The organism is Nocardioides albidus (assembly GCF_006335005.1).
GTDB lineage: Bacteria > Actinomycetota > Actinomycetes > Propionibacteriales > Nocardioidaceae > Nocardioides > Nocardioides albidus.
In genome coordinates, this window is the sequence record NZ_VDMP01000027.1 from 394,553 (window position 1) to 411,812 (window position 17,260).

20 protein-coding genes, 1 tRNA gene and 1 pseudogene are annotated in these 17,260 nt (G+C 72.6%); 16 read left to right on the forward strand and 6 right to left on the reverse strand.

The genetic code is table 11. The features are described 5' to 3' along the window. From FHP29_RS23030 to FHP29_RS20265, 8 genes are all read left to right on the forward strand, one after another. Positions 1-276: UTP--glucose-1-phosphate uridylyltransferase (locus tag FHP29_RS23030; protein ID WP_240044636.1), on the forward strand; the 276-nt coding region annotated here is incomplete at its 5' end. Then, positions 269-1,471, forward strand: coding sequence for a molybdopterin molybdotransferase MoeA (locus tag FHP29_RS20235; RefSeq protein WP_139624653.1), 1,203 nt, complete (start codon positions 269-271; stop codon positions 1,469-1,471). The genes FHP29_RS23030 and FHP29_RS20235, both read left to right, overlap by 8 nt. Beyond that, positions 1,464-1,943 (forward strand): cyclic pyranopterin monophosphate synthase MoaC, encoded by a 480-nt coding sequence (gene moaC / locus FHP29_RS20240; RefSeq protein WP_139624654.1) that lies wholly within the window; start codon positions 1,464-1,466, stop codon positions 1,941-1,943. The genes FHP29_RS20235 and moaC overlap by 8 nt, the downstream gene beginning before the upstream one ends. Further along, entirely contained in the window at positions 1,940-2,416 is a 477-nt protein-coding gene (locus FHP29_RS20245; RefSeq protein ID WP_139624655.1) for a MogA/MoaB family molybdenum cofactor biosynthesis protein, read from the forward strand. The genes moaC and FHP29_RS20245 overlap by 4 nt, the downstream gene beginning before the upstream one ends. Continuing rightward, positions 2,413-3,117 carry a GNAT family N-acetyltransferase gene (locus tag FHP29_RS20250; RefSeq protein ID WP_240044637.1) on the forward strand — a complete coding sequence of 235 codons (705 nt, stop codon included), beginning with the start codon at positions 2,413-2,415 and terminating at the stop codon, positions 3,115-3,117. Before FHP29_RS20245 ends, FHP29_RS20250 begins: the two co-directional genes overlap by 4 nt. A gap of 108 nt (positions 3,118-3,225) precedes the next feature. Continuing rightward, positions 3,226-4,116: a divisome protein SepX/GlpR gene (gene sepX / locus FHP29_RS20255; RefSeq protein WP_139624656.1), complete on the forward strand. Its 891-nt coding sequence runs from the start codon at positions 3,226-3,228 to the stop codon at positions 4,114-4,116. Positions 4,117-4,158: 42 nt separating this feature from the next. Further along, positions 4,159-4,452: a hypothetical protein gene (locus FHP29_RS20260; protein ID WP_139624657.1), complete on the forward strand. Its 294-nt coding sequence runs from the start codon at positions 4,159-4,161 to the stop codon at positions 4,450-4,452. 52 nt (positions 4,453-4,504) lie between these two features. After that, positions 4,505-4,580 (forward strand) — tRNA-Ala (locus FHP29_RS20265). 287 nt (positions 4,581-4,867) lie between these two features. Here FHP29_RS20265 and FHP29_RS20270 read toward each other — a convergent pair. The 6 genes from FHP29_RS20270 to FHP29_RS20295 all read right to left on the reverse strand — a co-directional run bounded on the left by FHP29_RS20270 (position 4,868) and on the right by FHP29_RS20295 (position 9,852). Beyond that, positions 4,868-5,629, reverse strand: coding sequence for a MerR family transcriptional regulator (locus tag FHP29_RS20270; protein WP_139624658.1), 762 nt, complete (start codon positions 5,627-5,629; stop codon positions 4,868-4,870). Beyond that, positions 5,623-6,384: an ABC transporter permease gene (locus FHP29_RS20275; protein ID WP_139624659.1), complete on the reverse strand. Its 762-nt coding sequence runs from the start codon at positions 6,382-6,384 to the stop codon at positions 5,623-5,625. Before FHP29_RS20275 ends, FHP29_RS20270 begins: the two co-directional genes overlap by 7 nt. After that, positions 6,381-7,139: an ABC transporter ATP-binding protein gene (locus FHP29_RS20280; RefSeq protein ID WP_139624660.1), complete on the reverse strand. Its 759-nt coding sequence runs from the start codon at positions 7,137-7,139 to the stop codon at positions 6,381-6,383. Before FHP29_RS20280 ends, FHP29_RS20275 begins: the two co-directional genes overlap by 4 nt. Positions 7,140-7,232: 93 nt before the next feature. After that, positions 7,233-8,144 carry a ribokinase gene (locus FHP29_RS20285; protein WP_139624661.1) on the reverse strand — a complete coding sequence of 304 codons (912 nt, stop codon included), beginning with the start codon at positions 8,142-8,144 and terminating at the stop codon, positions 7,233-7,235. Positions 8,145-8,146: 2 nt separating this feature from the next. Further along, positions 8,147-9,109, reverse strand: a complete 963-nt coding sequence (locus FHP29_RS20290; RefSeq protein ID WP_139624662.1) for a nucleoside hydrolase — start codon at positions 9,107-9,109, stop codon at positions 8,147-8,149. Then, a complete protein-coding gene (locus FHP29_RS20295; protein WP_139624663.1) occupies positions 9,106-9,852 on the reverse strand; it encodes a nucleoside phosphorylase in 747 nt (248 codons plus the stop codon). Before FHP29_RS20295 ends, FHP29_RS20290 begins: the two co-directional genes overlap by 4 nt. Positions 9,853-10,002: 150 nt before the next feature. Between FHP29_RS20295 and FHP29_RS23315 the strand changes: the two are divergent. The 8 genes and pseudogenes from FHP29_RS23315 to FHP29_RS20330 all read left to right on the forward strand — a co-directional run. After that, positions 10,003-10,158, forward strand: a pseudogene (locus tag FHP29_RS23315) (hypothetical protein); the annotation flags it as partial. A 30-nt stretch (positions 10,159-10,188) separates the two neighbouring features. After that, positions 10,189-10,794, forward strand: coding sequence for a FadR/GntR family transcriptional regulator (locus FHP29_RS20300; protein ID WP_420813454.1), 606 nt, complete (start codon positions 10,189-10,191; stop codon positions 10,792-10,794). Between the two features lie 23 nt (positions 10,795-10,817). After that, a complete protein-coding gene (locus tag FHP29_RS20305) occupies positions 10,818-11,831 on the forward strand; it encodes an ABC transporter substrate-binding protein (RefSeq protein WP_158296658.1) in 1,014 nt (337 codons plus the stop codon). Beyond that, positions 11,828-12,637 (forward strand): ABC transporter ATP-binding protein, encoded by an 810-nt coding sequence (locus FHP29_RS20310; protein ID WP_139624666.1) that lies wholly within the window; start codon positions 11,828-11,830, stop codon positions 12,635-12,637. Before FHP29_RS20305 ends, FHP29_RS20310 begins: the two co-directional genes overlap by 4 nt. 3 nt (positions 12,638-12,640) lie before the next feature. Continuing rightward, on the forward strand, positions 12,641-14,236 hold the full coding sequence (locus tag FHP29_RS20315) for an ABC transporter permease (RefSeq protein ID WP_139624667.1): 1,596 nt from the start codon (positions 12,641-12,643) through the stop codon (positions 14,234-14,236). A 42-nt stretch (positions 14,237-14,278) separates the two neighbouring features. Beyond that, positions 14,279-15,481 (forward strand): amidohydrolase family protein, encoded by a 1,203-nt coding sequence (locus FHP29_RS20320; RefSeq protein ID WP_139624668.1) that lies wholly within the window; start codon positions 14,279-14,281, stop codon positions 15,479-15,481. Between the two features lie 131 nt (positions 15,482-15,612). Beyond that, positions 15,613-16,665, forward strand: a complete 1,053-nt coding sequence (locus FHP29_RS20325; protein ID WP_139624669.1) for an Ig-like domain repeat protein — start codon at positions 15,613-15,615, stop codon at positions 16,663-16,665. A 238-nt stretch (positions 16,666-16,903) separates the two neighbouring features. Continuing rightward, a complete protein-coding gene (locus FHP29_RS20330; RefSeq protein ID WP_139624670.1) occupies positions 16,904-17,257 on the forward strand; it encodes a helix-turn-helix domain-containing protein in 354 nt (117 codons plus the stop codon). Positions 17,258-17,260: the final 3 nt, after the last annotated feature.

The window sequence follows — 17,260 nt, forward strand, 5'->3', positions numbered from 1 at the left end:
TCCGACGTCTACGAGATCGGTGCCGACTTCGCGCTGACCCAGGTCGCCACCGACGTGCCGTACGTCGACCTCGACCCCGAGCACTACCGGGTGGTCGGCGAGTTCGACAAGCGCTTCCCGGAGGGGGCGCCGTCGCTCGCGAAGGCCACCGCCCTCAAGGTCGAGGGCGACTGGACCTTCGGGCACGGCGTGCAGGTCGTCGGCTCCGTCGAGCTGGACGGGAAGGGCGCGCACCGGGTCCCCGAGGGCGAGATCCTCTCGGGGACGGATGACTGACCCGGTCGTCGCCTCGTCGGTCGAGGAGCATCGCGCGCGGGTCCTCGCCGGCGTGACCCGCCTGCGCCGCACCGAGACGCTGGCGCTGGGCGACGCCCTCGGCCGGGTGCTGGCCGCGGACGTCGTGGCTGTCCGGTCGGTCCCGCCGTTCGACCATGCCGCGATGGACGGGTTCGCGGTCCGCGCCGGCGACGTCGGTACGCCGCCCGCCGAGCTCCCGGTGACCGGCGTCGTGGCTGCCGGGGACGTCGCCCCGCAGCTGCCGGCCGGAGCGGCGATCCGGATCATGACCGGCGCCCCCGTCCCGCCCGGCGCCGACCTGGTCGTCCCGTTCGAGTGGACCACCGGCGGGGATCCGGTGCGGGTCCTGCAGACCGCACCCCCGGGGCGTCACATCCGCCGCCAGGGCGAGGACGTCCGCGCCGGCGAGATCGCGCTGCTGGCAGGGACCCGCCTCGGACCGGCCCAGCTCGGTCTCCTCACCTCCGTCGGCTCCACGGAGGTGAGCGCGTGCGCACGACCGCGGCTCGCGGTGGTCTCGACCGGCGCCGAGCTCGTCGAGGGCCACGTCCCCGACAGCAACTCACCGACCCTGGTGGCCGCCGGGCGGGCGGCCGGTGTGGAGGCGGCGGCGTTCGGGCCCGTCCCCGACGACCCCGCCGGCTTCCGCGCCCAGCTCGCCGCGGTCGCCGAGGCCGCCGACGTCGTGGTCACCACCGGCGGGATCTCCGCCGGCGACCACGACGTCGTCAAGGCCGCCCTGCGTGGCGAGCCCGGCTTCTGGTTCGGGCCGGTCGCGATGAAGCCCGGCCGCCCCCAGGGCTGCGGCGCGGTCGTCGCCTCCGACGGCCGCCGGGTGCCCGTGGTGACCCTGCCCGGCACGCCGATCGCGGCCTACGCCTCCTTCCTGCTGTACGTCGTCCCGCTGCTGCACGCGCTCGCCGGGACGCCGTGGCGCCCCGCCACCGCCCCCTTGGCCGCCGACGTCCCCGGCGGCGACCGGACCGTCGTCCTGCCCGGCGTGCTCGGCCGCGACGGCCGCATCCGCCCGCTGCGCGGCCACGCCGGCCACTCGCAACGGCTGCTCGCCGCGGCGGACGCGTTGCTCGTCGTACCCGCGACGGGGAGGCTGGTTCCCGAGGGCACCGCCGTCGAAGTCCTGTCCCCCGGGCCGAAGGAGGATCTCCATGCCTGACGAGCAGCCGCGGCTGACCCACGTCGACGCGTCCGGAGCGGCGCGGATGGTCGACGTGTCGGCCAAGGACGTCACCCACCGGGTCGCGACGGCGGCCGGACGGGTGCTCGTCTCGCCCGAGGTGATCGGCCTGCTGCGCGGCGAGGGCGTGCCCAAGGGCGACGCGCTCGCGGTCGCCCGCATCGCCGGGATCATGGGCGCCAAGCAGACGCCGGCGTTGATCCCGTTGTGCCACCCGCTGTCGATCTCCGGCGTCACCGTCGACCTCAGCGTCGCCGACGACGCCGTCGAGATCGCCGCGACCGTCAAGACGACCGACCGCACCGGCGTCGAGATGGAGGCGCTGACCGCCGTGTCGGTCGCCGCCCTCACCGTCGTCGACATGGTCAAGGCCGTCGACAAGGGTGCCGTCATCACCGACATCCGGGTCGAGACCAAGACCGGCGGCAAGTCGGGGGACTGGTCGCGATGAGCTTCCCGGCCGTGGTGGTCGTGGCGTCGAACCGCGCCGCCGCCGGCGTGTACGACGACACGACCGGCCCGCTCATCGTCGAGGCCCTGCGCTCGTGGGGGTTCTCGGTCGGCGATCCCGTGGTCCGCCCCGACGGCGAGCCGGTGGGCGCGGCGATCGCGCTCGCCGTACGCGATGGCGCCCGGGTGGTGCTCACCACCGGCGGCACCGGTCTCACCCCGACCGACCGCACCCCCGAGGTGACCCGGCCGCTGCTCGACCGCGAGATCCCCGGCCTCGCCGAGGCGATCCGCGCCGCGGGCGTGACGAAGGGCGTCCCGACCGCGGTGCTCTCGCGCGGTCTCGCCGGTGTCGCGGGTCATTGCCTCGTCGTCAACCTGCCCGGCTCGCGGGGCGGCGTGAAGGACGCGCTCGCCGTCCTCGAGCCGGTCGTCGTGCACGCGGTCGAGCAGATCGTCGGGAGCGACCATTGAGCGACGACCGGGCCCCGGGTGCCGCGAGCGCCGCGAGCGCCGAGAGCGCCGAGAGCGGTCGGCGGGAGCGGATGGTCGTCGGCGTGCCCGGACGCGCCTGGCCCAACGAGCTCGTCTCCGGCACCGACCCGGTGGTGCGGCTGCGCCCGATCGCGCGTCGCGACGCCCGCGCCTGGCGCTCGGCCCGGCGGCGCAACGCGATGTGGCTGGGGCCGTGGGACGCCACCGCCCCGCCCGGGTCCGACGCGCGGCCGACGTCCTTCCATGCGCTGGTGAAGCGGTTGCGCAGGGCCGCGCGGCGCGGGACGACGTACCCCTTCGTCGTGGAGGTCGACGGGAAATTCGCCGGGCAGGTCAGCGTCAACAACATCGTCCGCGGCTCGGCGCAGTTCGCGTCGGTGGGCTACTGGATCGACCAGGAGTTCGCGGGCCGCGGCGTCATTCCGCGCGCGGTGGCGATGGTGATCGACCACTGCTTCTTCCTCGGCGGCCTGCACCGCATCGAGATCTGCATCCGCCCCGAGAACTCCAACTCCCTGCGGGTGGTCGAGAAGCTCGGCATCCGCGAGGTGGGCTACGCGCCGTACTTCCTGCACATCGACGGCGAGTGGCGCGACCACCGCATCTTCGCCGTCACCCGCGAGGAGGCGCCGCGCGGCGTCCTCGTCCGGCTCGAGCAATCCGTCGAGGGTGGCTCGTAGCCTCGCTGCTCGGGGGGAGCGGTCAAATCACATGCGTCACACGAATCAATCTGTGACACACCGATGGACATGCGCACCGCGCTGAGGTAGCGCTCCTAACCTCTCGGTGTGGACCTGAGCTCGCTGATCTTCGTCGCCTTGTTCGTGGCGTGGGCGGTCTACCTCGTCCCGATGGCGCTGCGGCGCCATGAGGAGGACGCCTCCAGCCGCTCGGTCGAGGGTTTCTCCGACCGGCTGCGGGTGCTCGCCCGGCGCGAGGCAGTGTCGTCCACCGAGGCCGAGCTGGTCGCCGCCGGCCGGCCCGCCCGGGAGAAGTCCGCCCCCGAGACCCGCGACGAGGAGCCCGCGGCGCCCACCCCTGCGCCGCGTGCTGCCCGTCCCGCTGCTCTTCCCGCTGCTCGTCCCGCGGATCGTCCGGCCCAGCGAGAGACCGCGCGGCGCGCCGCCCGGCGCCGCCGCCGGGTGTTCAACCTGCTCCTGCTCGCCCTCGTGGTCGTCTCGGCCCTGGCCGTCGGCAAGATCGTCGCCTGGCCGTGGGTCGCGATCCCCGGCGGGTTGATGGTCGCCTGGCTGGTGGCCTGCCGACTCATGGTCAAACGCGAGAGGGCCGCTCGCTCGAGCCAGGTCCGCAAGCGACGCACCACCCTGGCCGACCAGATGATCGCCGCCGAGGACGCCGACCCGGCCGAGAACGAGGTAGCGCCCGTCGACGAGCTGCGTGACGACACCGACGAGATCCCCGTCGTCACCGCCCAGGTCGACGAGTCGGCTCCGGCCGACGCCGCCCCGCAGGGCTGGACGCCCGTCCCGGTCCCGCTGCCGACGTACGTCGCCAAGGCCCCGGCCGGCCGCACGGTCCGCACCATCGACCTCGACTCCACCGGCGTGTGGAGCTCGGGCCGCAACGAGGCCGACTCGCAGCTGGCCCGCGAGGCCGACGCCCAGCGCGCCCAGAGCGACGCGGCCGCCGACGCCGAGCGCCGCGCCACCGGCAGCTGACCCGTCCCGGATGCCCGGCCCGCCGGCGGGTACGGCCCGGCCATGACTTCAGGCACCGAGGATCAGGGCACCGGCGCCGACCGGCAGGCCGCTCAACAGGCACGGGAGCAGGAGAAGAGGTACGGCGACTCCGCGACCGCCGTCTCGCCGGACACCCAGTTCGCCGATCCGGACGAGATCGTCGACGACAGCCCCTTATCCGGGGAGGCCTCCCGCAGCCAGTCGACCGTCTTCGACGACCCGCCCAAGCCGCGCGGGAGCTCGAACGTCGACCAGGGACCGCACGGCGACGACAACCCGCGCCCGGCGGGTCTGGCCGACGAGGACCGCGACTGAGCATCCCGATTCGGAACGCGCGCGAGCCGGGTGCTACCGTTTCTCCTCGCTTGGGGGTGTGGCGCAGTTGGTAGCGCGTCTCGTTCGCAATGAGAAGGTCAGGGGTTCGAATCCCCTCACCTCCACCAGCACAGAAGGCCGGCCCGCGAGGCCGGCTTTCTGCGTTGTGCGCCCGGATGTCATACGAATCGTGGCCTGGAGGGCGCGCAACGTATGACGTCCACGGGCAGCACCCAGCCGACCGGCCGACCCACCGACCCACCGACCCAACGATCCAACGACCAGAGCGCCGGCCGGCCGGATCCGCCTCCGGCACCACCCCCCGGCCAGCGATGTCGCCGGGGCCGTGATCCGCAGGCGACACGAGCACGATCTGCCCGTCCCGGGCACGGCCCGCCCGTCGCTGAGCCAGTTGCTAGCTCGAGGAGATGGGGCGGATGTTCGTCCAGCCGTTCCAGCCGTGGTGTTCGAGGCGGCGCAGGATCCTGCGGGCGCCGGGGACCGAGGTGACGAAGACCCCGTCGAGGAGGGCGGCGAGGTCGTCGGGGAGGGCGCCGTCGTCCCACGCCTCTTCGGGCACTGCGTCGAACTCCTCGGCCAGCCGGTCGGCGACGTCGTCCAGGCGGGGGTCGTCGGCCGGCCAGTGGACCACGTCGGTGAGGTCGCGGTAGAGCTCGCGCAGCCGCGGGTCGTCGAGCTGCTGGGACTTCATCTCCATGTAGAACGGCATCTGCTCGGGCAGTTGGGCGGCGACGAGGATCCAGGCGTCGCGTTCGGCGGCGACCATCTCCTCGGAGACGCCGACCGCGCGGAGGCGCTCGAGATACGCCACCGCCTCGGGCGGGAGCGCGAGGCTCTCCCCGGCGGCGAGCAGCGCGATCCGCCGGCGGTGCTGCTGGCGCTCGCGGATCTCGGCCCGCAGACGCCGGTCGATCTCCTCCACCGCGGTGCCGAAGGCCGCGTCGTCGGCGACCAGCAGCTCCTGGACGCGGGAGAGCGGGACGCCGGCCTCGGCGAGGGTGCGGATCCGGATGAGCTCGACCACGGCCGCCGCGTCGTAGCGCCGGTAGCCGGAGTGGTCGCGCTCCGGCTCGGGCAGCAGGCCCTTGGCGTGGTAGTGCCGGACGGCGCGGACCGTGACGCCGGCGTACGACGCGAGCTGGCTGATGGTCAGCATGCGCTCATTCTGCGGCGGTAGGTGCGCATCGCGAGAAGGTGGGCGACGACGAGCAGGCCCACGCACCAGGCGAGCGCGGTCCAGACGTCCTGACCCAGCGGCTGCTCGGCGTACAGGTGGCGCAGCGTGTCGACGATCGAGGTGACCGGCTGGTGCTCGGCGAACCAGCGCACCGGCCCCGGCATGCCGTCGGTCGGGACGAAGGCCGAGCTGAGGAACGGCAGGAACAGCAGGGGATAGGCGAACCCGCCGGCGCCGTCCGCGGACTTCGCCGCCAGACCCGCGGTGACGGCGAGCCAGGTCAGCGCGAGGGTGAACAGGACCAGGATGCCGAGGACACCGAGCCAGGCCAGCGGTCCGGCGCCGGAGCGGAAGCCCATGAGCAGGGCGACGAGGACCACGAGGGCCAGCGCGACCAGGTTCGCCACCAGGGAGGTCAGCACGTGCGCCCACAGGGGCGCCGAGCGCGTGATCGGCATCGACTGGAACCGCTCGAAGATGCCGCCCTGCAGATCCAGGAAGAGCCGGTACGACGTGTAGGCGACACCGGAGGCGACGGTGATCAGCAGGATCCCGGGCAGCAGGTAGTCGACGTACGACTGGTCGGCATCGCCGCCGAGGTCGATCGCCCCGCCGAAGACGTAGACGAAGAGCAGCAGCATCGCGACCGGCGTGATCGCGGTGGTCACGATCGTGTCGGGGCTGCGCAGGATGTGGCGCAGGGAGCGCCGGGTGAGGACGAGGGTGTCGATCATGAGTTGCTCCCGACGATGGTGAGGAAGATGTCTTCGAGGGTGGGCCGCTTCTCGACGTACTCCACCGCCGCCGGCGGCAGCAGCGCCTGGAGGTCGGCGAGCGTCCCGTCGGCGATGATCCGGCCGTCGTGCAGGATCGCGATCCGGTCCGCGAGCTGCTCGGCCTCCTCGAGGTACTGCGTGGTCAGCAGCACCGTGGTGCCGCGGCCGGCGAGCTCGCTCACGGTGCGCCACACCTCGATCCGCGACTGGGGGTCGAGCCCGGTGGTGGGCTCGTCGAGGAAGAGCACGGGCGGGTCGCCGACCAGGCTCATGGCGATGTCGAGGCGGCGCCGCATCCCGCCGGAGTACGTCGCGACGCGGCGCCCGCCGGCGTCCGACAGGTCGAAGCGGGACAGCAGGTCGTCGGCGATCGCGTGCGGCTCACGCAGGTGACGCAGCTGAGCGACGAGGACGAGGTTCTCCCTGCCCGTCAGGATCTCGTCGACCGCCGCGAACTGTCCGGTGAGGCTGATCGACTCCCGCACGCGGCGGGGCTGGTCCGCGACGTCGTGCCCGGCGACCGACGCGCGGCCGTCGTCGGCGTGGAGCAGTGTCGACAGGATCTTGATCAGGGTGGTCTTCCCGGCCCCGTTCGAGCCCAGCAGCGCGTAGATGCTGCCGGGCGGGACGCTCAGGTCGACGCCCCGGAGGACGGCATGGTCGCCGTAGGACTTGGTGAGTCCGGCGATCTCGATGGCTGGTGCTGTGGTCATGCAGGAAGCGTGCAACCCTGCCGTAGCGTCAAGGTCAAGCGCAGAACTCCGCTGGGCGCGGACGGGCGGCTCCGCGCACGGCGGAACCCGTTCTCAGCGGCCGCGCTGCGTCACACCCAGGACGGACCGGACGGAGGCGAGTGTCGGCGCGGTGTCGGCGCCGTGACCCTGCGTGCTCAAGGCGCCCGCGACGAGGGCGAACCGGACCGCCTCCTCCACGGTGTCGCCGGCCGCCAGCCGGGCGGCGAGGGCGCCGCAGAACGCGTCGCCGGCCCCCGTGGTGTCGACGGGGGAGACCGCCGGGGGTGGGAGCTCCCCGCGAAGCCGGCCGTCCTCGAACCACATCGCGCCGCGCGCGCCGAGTGTGACCACGACGACGGGAACCCGCCGAGCCAGCTCGTGGGCCGCCGACTCCAGGCTCTCGACGCCGGCAAGGGTGCGGCACTCGGTCTCGTTGACGACCAGCAGGTCGGTCGCCTCGAGCAGGCCGTCGGGGAGAGGAGCGGCCGGGGCTGCGTTGAGCAGGACCCGGACTCCGCGGGAGCGCGCCGCGACGGCGCACTGCAGCACGGTCCGCGAGGGGAGCTCCAGCTGCAGGAGGACGACGTCGCACGCCAGCCACTCGTCGGTCCCGTCGGGGAGCGGCGGGACCTGTCCGTTGGCTCCGCTGGTGACGAGGATGGCGTTCTCGCCCTCGTCGTCCACCATGACGATCGCGCTGCCGGTGGGGCCGTCCACCCGCGCGACGTGCCGCGTGCTCACGGCGTTGTCGCGCAGGTGGCCCAGGAGCAGATCGGCCCCGGAGTCGCGACCGACGGCGCCGACGAAGGTCACCGCGGCTCCGGAGCGGGCCGCGGCGACCGCCTGGTTGAGACCCTTGCCGCCCGGGCCCTCGCGGAGCCCGGTCGTCGTGACGGTCTCGCCCGGCGCGGGCAGCCGCACGACGCGCACGATCTGGTCGAGGTTGGCGCTGCCGACGACGGTGACGGCCCCTGATCCAGGCACGCTCAGGCCCCCAGGCTCTTGAGCAGGCGCTCGTGGAAGGTGTCGATGTCGAAGGTCTCCACGATCCTGATGATGCCCGCGGCCGTGGCATCCGCCCCGGCGTCGGCACTCCCGGGGCGCAGGTCGGCGACCAGGGTGCCTCGGGTGGGACCGCGCCCGGTCTCGACGAAGGCCGGGACGGTCCGGTACGTCGCGAGCTCCGGATCGAGTGCGACGGCGACCGCCAGGGCGTCGTGGGGAACGCACGAGCGGACACCCAGGCGCTCCTCGTAGAAGTCCAGGTAGCACTGCAGGATCGCCCACGCGAAGCGGGCGCGGGGGTCGGTGCCGGCCTCGATCCGGCGCAGCACGTCGGGCGACATCGGGTGCGGCATCGTGGTCTCAAGGCCGACGAACACCACGTCCCACGCGGCGTCCACGACCAGCTGCGCCGCCTCCGGGTCATGCCAGACATTCGCCTCGCCGTACTCCGTCACGTTCCCCGGTACGCCGACCGCGCCGCCCATCACGACGACCCGGTCCACGAGCTCGGGCAGGCGTGGCTCGAGCAGCAGGGCGATGCCGAGGTTCGTCAGGGGGCCGATCGCGACCAGGGTGAGCTCGCCGGGGTGGGCGCGGGCGAGGCGCACGATCTCGGCGGGGGCGAGATCGCCGGCGGGCGAGCGGGGGGACCAGGTGACGCCCGCGTCGCCGAGCCCGTCCTCGCCGTGCACGTGGTGGGCGACGTCGAGGGGCTGGGCCAGCGGCCGGGTCGCCCCGGTGTGCACGGGGACGGTGTCGAGGCCGGCGACGTCCAGCACGGTGAGGGTGTTGCGGGCGCCGGCGGGGACGGGCACGTTGCCGTGCGTCACGGTGCAGGCGCGAAGGTCGGCGCCGTGGGCGGCGGCGTACAGCAGCGCGAGGGCGTCGTCGATGCCGGTGTCGCAGTCGATGAGGATCGGGACGACGCCGTGCGGTCCTGTCATGCGCGTCGGTCCGCGATCAGCCGGGCGACGGCACCCACGGCCGTGCCGTGCAGGTCGGCCAGCGACGGCGGCGCGGTGGGATCGACGTCGTCGCCCCACATCAGCACCAGCCCGCCGGCCCGGGCGCCGAGGGTCCGCGCGACGGTGAGCACGGTCGCCATCTCCATCTCCGAGCACAGGACGCCGAGCGCCGCCCACATGTCGAGGCGCTCGCGCAGGTGCCTCGCCATCGGCATCCGGTCGGGCTCGACCTCGCCGTAGAACGAGTCCTTGGTGTGGACGACGCCGACGTGGTGCGGAGCGTCCCGCTCGGTCGCGGCGGCGCGCAGTGCGGCGACGACGTCGGGGTCGGCCACGGCGGGGAACTCCACCGGCACGTACTGACGGGTGGTGCCCTCGTCGCGGATCGCTGCGGTGGCCAGGGCGAGGTCGCCGGTGCGGACCGAGGGCTGGAAGGTCAGCGACGTGCCGACCCGGACGAAGGTGTCGACGCCGACGGCACGCAGCTCCTCGATGGCCAGCGCGGTGGACGGCCCGCCGACTCCGGTCGACGTCACGAGCACGGGCTCGCCGTCCAGCGTGCCGCGCCAGCTCTCGAACTCCCGGTTGCGGGCGACCTGCGTCGCGTCGTCCAGGTGGGCGGCGATCACCGCGCAGTGGGCGGGGTCGCTCGGCAGCACGGCGTACCGCGCCGTGTGCTCGAGGCCGACGTGGAGGTGGTGCTGAAGTCCCGGTGCTGCCACGGCTTGCTCCTTGATATCTGTCAGTGCTGACAGGCGTACGTCACTATTGACAGACACCGTAGACCTCTTCTACGTTCGTCACAACAGCCGGATGTGGGGTGGATCACGGTGCATGGAACCGAATCACTGGTGGACGTCGTCCTCGCCGAGATGGCGCGGCACGACGGCCCGGTGGGTGCCCGCACGCTGTGGCGCAGCGTCGTGGACGGCGGCTTCGACGTCAGCGAGTCGACGATCAGCCGGATCCTCGGCGAGCTGGACGCGCAGGACCTGTCGCGGGTCGTGGGCAAGAAGGGCCGCGAGCTCACCACGGCCGGGCGTGCCCTCGCCAGCTCGATGCTCACCGAGGCGCGGCGCGCGACCCAACTCGACGAGGCCCTGTACATCCGGGACCCGGAGGAGCTGCTCGACCTGCTCGCCGCGCGTCGGGGCCTGGAGCGGGAGACCGTGCGCGCCGCCGCGCTGCGGGCCACGGAGCCCGAGCTGGTGCGACTGGACCAGCTGACCGCCGCGGAGGCCGATGTCCTCGAGGTCGACAACTGGCACGACCGGATCGACTTCCACTCCTACATCGGCCGGATCTCCCACAACAAGCAGCTCGTCGCCCTCACCGAGGTCGCCTTCGACCGGCGACGGGCCGCGCTCGAGCGGCTGATCTTCATGGTCGGCATGCGCACGGGCAACGCCGGTATCGGCCACGACGAGCACCGCGCCATCGCGGACGCCGTCCGCGGCAGGGACGCCGACGCGGCCGAGACGCTCATGGTCAGCCACATCGAGGCGGTGATGTCGAGCGTCTCGCAGTTCGCGCGAACCGCCAGCCCCGACGTCATCGAAGGCCTCTTCCGTCAACAGGTGCCGGTCACCGGGGCCCGGCGCGCCCTCACCCTCACCACCCTCATCAACAACCGTGCAGCCGCACGGGAGATCGGAGCGCCATGAGTCGAGTCATCACAGGTACCGGTATGTCGCGCAGGTCCTTCCTGCGGAACAGCTCGACGCTCGGCCTGCTGGCCGCCGGCGCGGTGGGCGGCGTTCCGCTGCTGGCCGCGTGCGGAGCCGACGAAGGGTCCGCGGGCGGCAGCAACGCATTCGACGTCAAGCTGCCGTGGATCGCGAACACCGAGTACGCCGGGCTGTTCGTCGCCGAGCACGACAAGCTGTACGCCGACGCCGGGCTCCGGCCGAACTTCATCCCGGGCGGGCCGAACTCGGCCGTCATCCCGCTCGTCGCCTCGCGCAAGGCCCTGGTCGGGATCGAGGCGATCCCGGAGAACGTCGCCAACGCGATCCACTCCGGGTCGAAGATCAAGATGGTGGGCGCGCTGCTCCAGCGCAGCCCGGAGTGCTGGGTCTCCCTGTCCAGCGCGCCGATCACCCAGCCCAAGGACATCGAGGGCAAGCGGCTCGGCATCACCCTGGCCGGCAAGAACACCGCGCTGGTGTTCATGAAGCAGAACGGCGTCGACACCTCCAAGGTCGAGCTCGTCCCGATCCAGTTCGACCCGGCGCCGCTGGTCGCCGGCGAGATCGACGCCCTGTGGGGCCTGGCCTCCAACCAGCCGGTCTCCCTCGAGCAGCAGGGGCACCCGGCCACCGTGATGCCGCTGGCCGACTACGGCTTCAACCGGATGCAGAACGTCATCATGGTGACCGAGGAGACGCTCGCCGACGACAAGGCGGCCGACCGCGTCCGCACCTTCCTCGAGGTCTCGCAGGACGGCTGGGCCAAGGCGCTCGCCGACCCGGCGAAGGCGGCGCAGGTGACGGTGGACAAGTACGGCAAGGACACCGGTCTCAAGGTCGAGGACCAGACCAAGTCGCTGGAGGCGATGAAGCCGTTCATCGAGCGGCCGGCCGGCGACACCCACCCCCAGTTCTGGATGACCGACGAGCTGATCGCGCAGACGATCGAGAGCCTCGGCTTCATCGACATCAAGGCGGACCCGTCGATGTTCACCAACGAGCTGTTGAAGTGAGCACCGCGACCGTGACCGCAGCGGCCACCGACGGCATCGGCCTGGAGTCGATCACGAAGTCCTTCGCGACGGACGACCGCCGGTCGGTCCTCGCCGTCGGTGACTTCAGCTACACGTCACGGCGCGGTGAGTTCGTCAGCATCGTGGGTCCCTCGGGATGCGGGAAGTCGACGGTGCTGCGGATCCTCGCCGACCTCGACACCCCCAGCGCGGGAACGGCCCGGGTCCACGGGGTCACGCCGGCCGAGCTGCGCCGCCGCCACGGCATCGGGGTCGCCTTCCAGGACTCGGCACTGCTGCCCTGGCGCACGGTGCAGGCCAACATCCGGCTACCCCTGGAGATCGCGGGCGGGCTCGACAAGAGGACGATCGCGACCAGGGTGGCCGACCTGATCGAGCTGGTCGGCCTCTCCGGCTTCGAGCGGTCGCGGCCCGCCCAGCTCTCGGGCGGCATGCGGCAGCGGGTCGCGCTCGCTCGCAGCCTCGTCGTCGAGCCGGAGCTCCTGCTGCTCGACGAGCCCTTCGGAGCTCTCGACGACCTCACCCGCCAGCGTCTCAACTTCGAGCTCCAGCGCATCTGGTCGGAGCGCGGTACGACGACCGTGCTCGTCACGCACAGCATCCCCGAGGCGGTCCTGCTCTCGGACAACATCGTGGTGATGTCGCCCCGGCCGGGGCGGGTGCTGGAGGTCGTGCCGGTCGACCTGCCCCGCCCACGGACCCCGGAGATCCTCAAGGATCCCCGCTTCCACCGTCTGTGCGACCGCCTCAGCGAGCTCCTCTTCGCCGGGACCGAGGGAGGCTGAGCCGTGCGTGTGCGCAACGCGGTCCGTAGGTCCGTCGTACCGCTCCTGTCGGTCGTCTTCCTCGTCGCGGTCTGGTGGCTCCTGTCCGGTCTCGACCGGCTCGAGTCCGTGCTGCCCTCGCCGCTCGAGGTGGTGCGGCAGATGCGCGAGGACCTCGACTACTACCCCCGCAACGCCGGGGTGACGATCAGCACCGCCCTCCAGGGCTTCCTCTGGGGCAACGCGATCGCCATCGGCCTGGTCGTGCTCACCTTGCCGTTCCGCCGCGCGCAGGCGCTGATCGAACGGGTCGCCGTCGGCGCGGTGGCACTGCCGCTGATCGCCGTCGCGCCGGTCCTGGCGATCGCCTTCCAGGGCGACACCCCGGGCGTGATCCTCGCCGCGCAGGCGGTGATCTTCCCGACCACGGTCGCGGCCATCCTCGGCCTGCGCTCGGTCGACCGCTCGTCCGTCGAGATCGTGCGCGCCGCCGGCGGCTCCTCCTGGACCGCGATCCGCAAGGTGCGCATCCCCGCCGCGATCCCGCAACTGGTCGCCGGGCTGCAGATCGCCGCGCCCAGTGCGATCCTCGGCGCGATCATCGGGGAGTACATGGGCGGCACCCAGGGGCTCGGCGTGGCCATGATCCAGGCCCAGGGATCCTTCCAGGTCGAGCGGGTCTGGGGCCTGGCCCTGGTGACGACCGCGATCGCGGCGGTCGCCTACGCCGCCATCCCCCTCCTCGCGCACCTGGCGCTCCCGTGGTCACGGGTGCGCGCCACCGTGCTCGGCGCGCGGGCCGACCACGCGGCGACGGGCGGCTGGCGCCAGGTGCCGTTGCGGCTGGTCGTGGTGCTCACCGGCACCGCCGTCAGCGTCCTGGCCGTCTGGTGGGCCGCCGTCCAGGTCATCCCGGGTGGCGAGTACGTCGCCCGCGGCCCCGGCACGGTGCTGCCGTACCTCACCTCCGAGACCACCCAGCTGATCACCACCTCCGACGATCAGCGCAGCAGCGCGCTCGGCTACCTCGCCGAGATGCTGGGCCGCACCGTCTTCGACGCCGGGATCGGGTTCGTGATCGGCCTCCTCGCCGCGGTGGTGATGGCCGTGCTCGCCTTCCAGTGGCCGTTCGTCGACAAGGCGCTGATGCCTGTCTCGATCGCCCTGCGATCGGTGCCGATCGTGGCCGCGATGCCCCTGCTCGCCATCGTGTTCGGCCGCGGCCTGCTCGCGATCACCGTGCTGGTGACGATCATGACCTTCTTCCCGACCCTGGTGAACCTGCTGGTCGCGATGCGCGCCGTGCCCGCAAGCGCGACCGACCTGTTCGCCGCCGCCGGGGCGGGGCGGGTGACGACGCTGCGCAAGCTCTACCTACCGCACAGCCTTCCGGCGCTGCTGGCCTCGATCAAGGTGGCGCTGCCGCTGTCGATCGGCGCCGCGATGGTGGCCGAGTGGCTGGCCACCGGCAACGGGTTGGGGGCCGCGATGACCGTGGCCGCCACCGTCTCCGACTACAACTTCGTCTGGGCCGGAGTGGTGGTCGTCCTCTTCGCCTCACTGGTCGCCTACCACGTGGCAGCCCAGCTCGAGCAGCAAGCCCTCAAGCGCATGTCCTGACCGGGCACCCCCGCGCTCCACCTCCTCCGAAAGGACAAAGCGTTGACCCGCACCACCCTTCTCAACTGCCGGATCGACGGCGACGACAAGCAGCACGACCTGCACCTCGCCGACGGCGTGATCGCCGAGATCGTGCCGAGCACCGGCGCGGATCCCGGACTGCCCGCGGACGAGGTCGTCGACGTCGCCGGGAAGATCGTGCTGCCCAGCTTCGTCGACGGCCACTGCCACGCCGACAAGAGCCTGTGGGGTGAGCCCTGGTCGCGGCGCGACTCGGTCGAGATCTCGATGGACCAGATGTTCGAGGACACCTTGCGGCAGTGGGCCGAGGTGAGCACCCCGGTGCACACCCGGGCGGGTGCCTTCATGCGGGAGTGCGTCGCCCACGGCTCGACCCACCTGCGCGCCTTCGCGGACGTCGATCCCGCCATCGGCCTGGAGGGCGTGCACGCCATGCTCGCGCTGAAGCAGGAGCTCGCGGCCGCGGCCGACATCGAGGTCGTCGCCTTCCCCCAGCTCGGCCTTCTTCGCCGGCCCGGGAACGACGCCCTGCTCGAGGAGGCGCTGCGCGAGGGGGCCGACGCGGTCGGCGGCCTGGACCCGGCCGGCGTCGACGGGGATGCGGGCAAGGTGCTCGACACGGTCTTCGGCCTGGCCGACAAGCACGGCGCGAAGGTCGACTTCCACATGCACGAGGAGGGCGAGCTGGGGCTGTGGCTGATGAAGCAGATCGCCCAGCGCACGGTGGCCCTCGGCATGCAGGGCAAGGTCACGCTCTGCGACGTGTTCAGCCTCGCCTACCTCGACCGGGAGGCCACCAAGGCGGCCGGGACCGTGCTCGCCGAGGCCGGCATCACCGTCGCGGTGGGGGTCCACGGCCTCCTGCCGGTGCCGGACGTCCTCACCCTCCACGAGGTCGGGGTCGGCATGTGTCTGGGCTCGGACTCCTCCCGCAGTCAGTGGTCGCCCTGGGGCGACGGCGACATGCTGTCGCGGGCGACCTTCCTGGCCTACAAGTCCTACTTCCGGCGCGACGTGGACCTCGAGTTCGCGCTCAGCCTGACGAACCGGCTCGGGCGTGCCGGCCTCGGCCTTGCGGCCAACGAGGTCCGCGTCGGCGACCCGGCGGACCTCGTCGTCCTGCCCGGGCAGGCGCTGGGCGAGATCGTCGTCTCCCCGCCGTCCGGCCGGCTGGTGCTCAAGGCCGGCGCCGTGGTGGCGCGCGACGGGGTCCTCGTCGACTGACCTCACCGGCCGGCCCTCGGCCGGCCCGTGTCAGGGACACGACCGGGACACCGACGGGGACAAGGACCGGGACCGAACTGAGGACAACACGCCGTTCTCCACGGGACGAGCGGCCTCCTAGCGTCCCCGCCATGACCTCGAAGAACAGAAACCGCACCTCGCTGCTCGCCCTCGCGGCGACCCTCATCACCGCACCACTGCTGGCGTTCGCCTCACCCGCCCACGCGGCGGGCGAGTGGCAGGACGGCACCAGTGAGTCCGACACGATCTACGACTGCTACACCGGACAGCAGTCGCCGGGCGTCACCGCGTCCGTCGGCTGGTGGTCGCCGACCGGCCAGGTCCCGAAGGTCGGCGAGCCGTTCCTCCTGCACGGCTACATCGGCCTCGTCGGGCTGCCGTGCAGCAGCGGCGTGGCCGTCGTACCGGAGCTGATGTTCGACGAGACGGCGTTCGGCTATCCCGACGAGCCCGTCCGCTGGGGCATCAACGCCATCGACGACCCGACCCCGACGTTCACCACCGACCCGGTCGGGCTGACCCGGGGCGTGAACGGCGGCATCGCGATCGCCTCGGCCGGCGGGCAGGCGATCACCCTGAAGCGCGGGCAGGTCTTCGAGTTCCAGGTCCCCGTCGTCGCCACCCGCGGACTGAACGGCACCGCCACGCCCGCCCCCAACTGCTGGGAGCGGACCGCCGGCATCGCCCCGTGCCCCGTCTCCACCTCCGGTGACCACCTGCAGGTCGCGTTCAAGGTCAACGGACACGGCGGCGACAAGGCGTTCGTGACGCCGTACGTCCCGCTCTTCGCCACGGGCTCGGGCGGCTCGGGCGGCCCCGGTGGCCCCGGCGGCCCCGGTGGCGCGGGTGGCCCCGGCACGGGCACGGTCGCGCAGGTCTCCTCGGCCACCACCGCGAAGTACAAGGTGTCGGCCGGCAGGAGGGGCAAGGCCACGGTCACCGTCGGCGCCAGCACGTCGCCCACCGGTCAGGTCGTCGTCCGCGACCTCGCCCGGGGTGGCCGGGTCGTGGCCCGAGGCACCCTCGCGCCCGGTCACCACGGCGTCCTGCGGATGAGCATGGCCAAGCTCGGCAAGGGCAAGCACCGCCTCGTCGCCCAGTACGCCGGCTCCGCGAGCGTCGCGCCGTCGAGCTCGGCCGTCAGGACGATTCGCCTGCGCTGAGCGCCCGAGAAGCCAGGAGGCCCCGACCGAACGCCGTTCGGTCGGGGCCTCCCGTCGTGGTGGCGGGCTCAGCCGAGGCTTGCCCGGAAGAACCCGACGAGCTCGTACGAACGCACGGGCGGCCCCGGCGCGTCCCGCAAAGTCGACCGCACTGGATGCTTGACACACCAAGCACCCCTCTGTCATGCTTGGTGTACCAAGCAGCACGACGGCTGTTGGTGGAGACGAGGAGGCCGACATGTCGGAGCACGCCGAGGCGCTGGCGGACCTGGGCAAGTACCTGCGGGCCCAGCGCGAGATCGCGCAGGTGTCGCTGCGGGCGCTGGCTCGTGCCACGAACGTCTCGGACTCCTACCTGAGCCAGCTCGAGCGGGGCATGTACCAGCCCTCGCCCGACATCCTGCGCTCGATCGCCGAGGGGCTGGGCCTGGCTCCGGAGCAGCTCTTCGAGCGGATGGGCTGGCTGCCCGCCACCGGCTCGACCAAGAAGTACACCGGCGTCCTCGACGCCATCGCCGGCGACAGCGCGCTCAGCCAGGCCCAGAAGTCGGCGCTCATCCAGACCTACAAGGCGATGGTCGGCGGAGCCTGAGCG

Bases quoted from the DNA above. Each gene is read 5' to 3' on its own strand.
- FHP29_RS20235 (WP_139624653.1), top strand. From the start codon at position 269: ATGACTGACCCGGTCGTCGCCTCGTCGGTCGAGGAGCATCGCGCGCGG.
- moaC (WP_139624654.1), top strand. From the start codon at position 1,464: ATGCCTGACGAGCAGCCGCGGCTGACCCACGTCGACGCGTCCGGAGCG.
- FHP29_RS20245 (WP_139624655.1), top strand. From the start codon at position 1,940: ATGAGCTTCCCGGCCGTGGTGGTCGTGGCGTCGAACCGCGCCGCCGCC.
- FHP29_RS20260 (WP_139624657.1), top strand. From the start codon at position 4,159: ATGACTTCAGGCACCGAGGATCAGGGCACCGGCGCCGACCGGCAGGCC.
- FHP29_RS20270 (WP_139624658.1), bottom strand. From the start codon at position 5,629: ATGCTGACCATCAGCCAGCTCGCGTCGTACGCCGGCGTCACGGTCCGC.
- FHP29_RS20275 (WP_139624659.1), bottom strand. From the start codon at position 6,384: ATGATCGACACCCTCGTCCTCACCCGGCGCTCCCTGCGCCACATCCTG.
- FHP29_RS20280 (WP_139624660.1), bottom strand. From the start codon at position 7,139: ATGACCACAGCACCAGCCATCGAGATCGCCGGACTCACCAAGTCCTAC.
- FHP29_RS20290 (WP_139624662.1), bottom strand. From the start codon at position 9,109: ATGACAGGACCGCACGGCGTCGTCCCGATCCTCATCGACTGCGACACC.
- FHP29_RS20300 (WP_420813454.1), top strand. From the start codon at position 10,189: ATGCTCACCGAGGCGCGGCGCGCGACCCAACTCGACGAGGCCCTGTAC.
- FHP29_RS20305 (WP_158296658.1), top strand. From the start codon at position 10,818: ATGTCGCGCAGGTCCTTCCTGCGGAACAGCTCGACGCTCGGCCTGCTG.
- FHP29_RS20325 (WP_139624669.1), top strand. From the start codon at position 15,613: ATGACCTCGAAGAACAGAAACCGCACCTCGCTGCTCGCCCTCGCGGCG.
- FHP29_RS20330 (WP_139624670.1), top strand. From the start codon at position 16,904: ATGTCGGAGCACGCCGAGGCGCTGGCGGACCTGGGCAAGTACCTGCGG.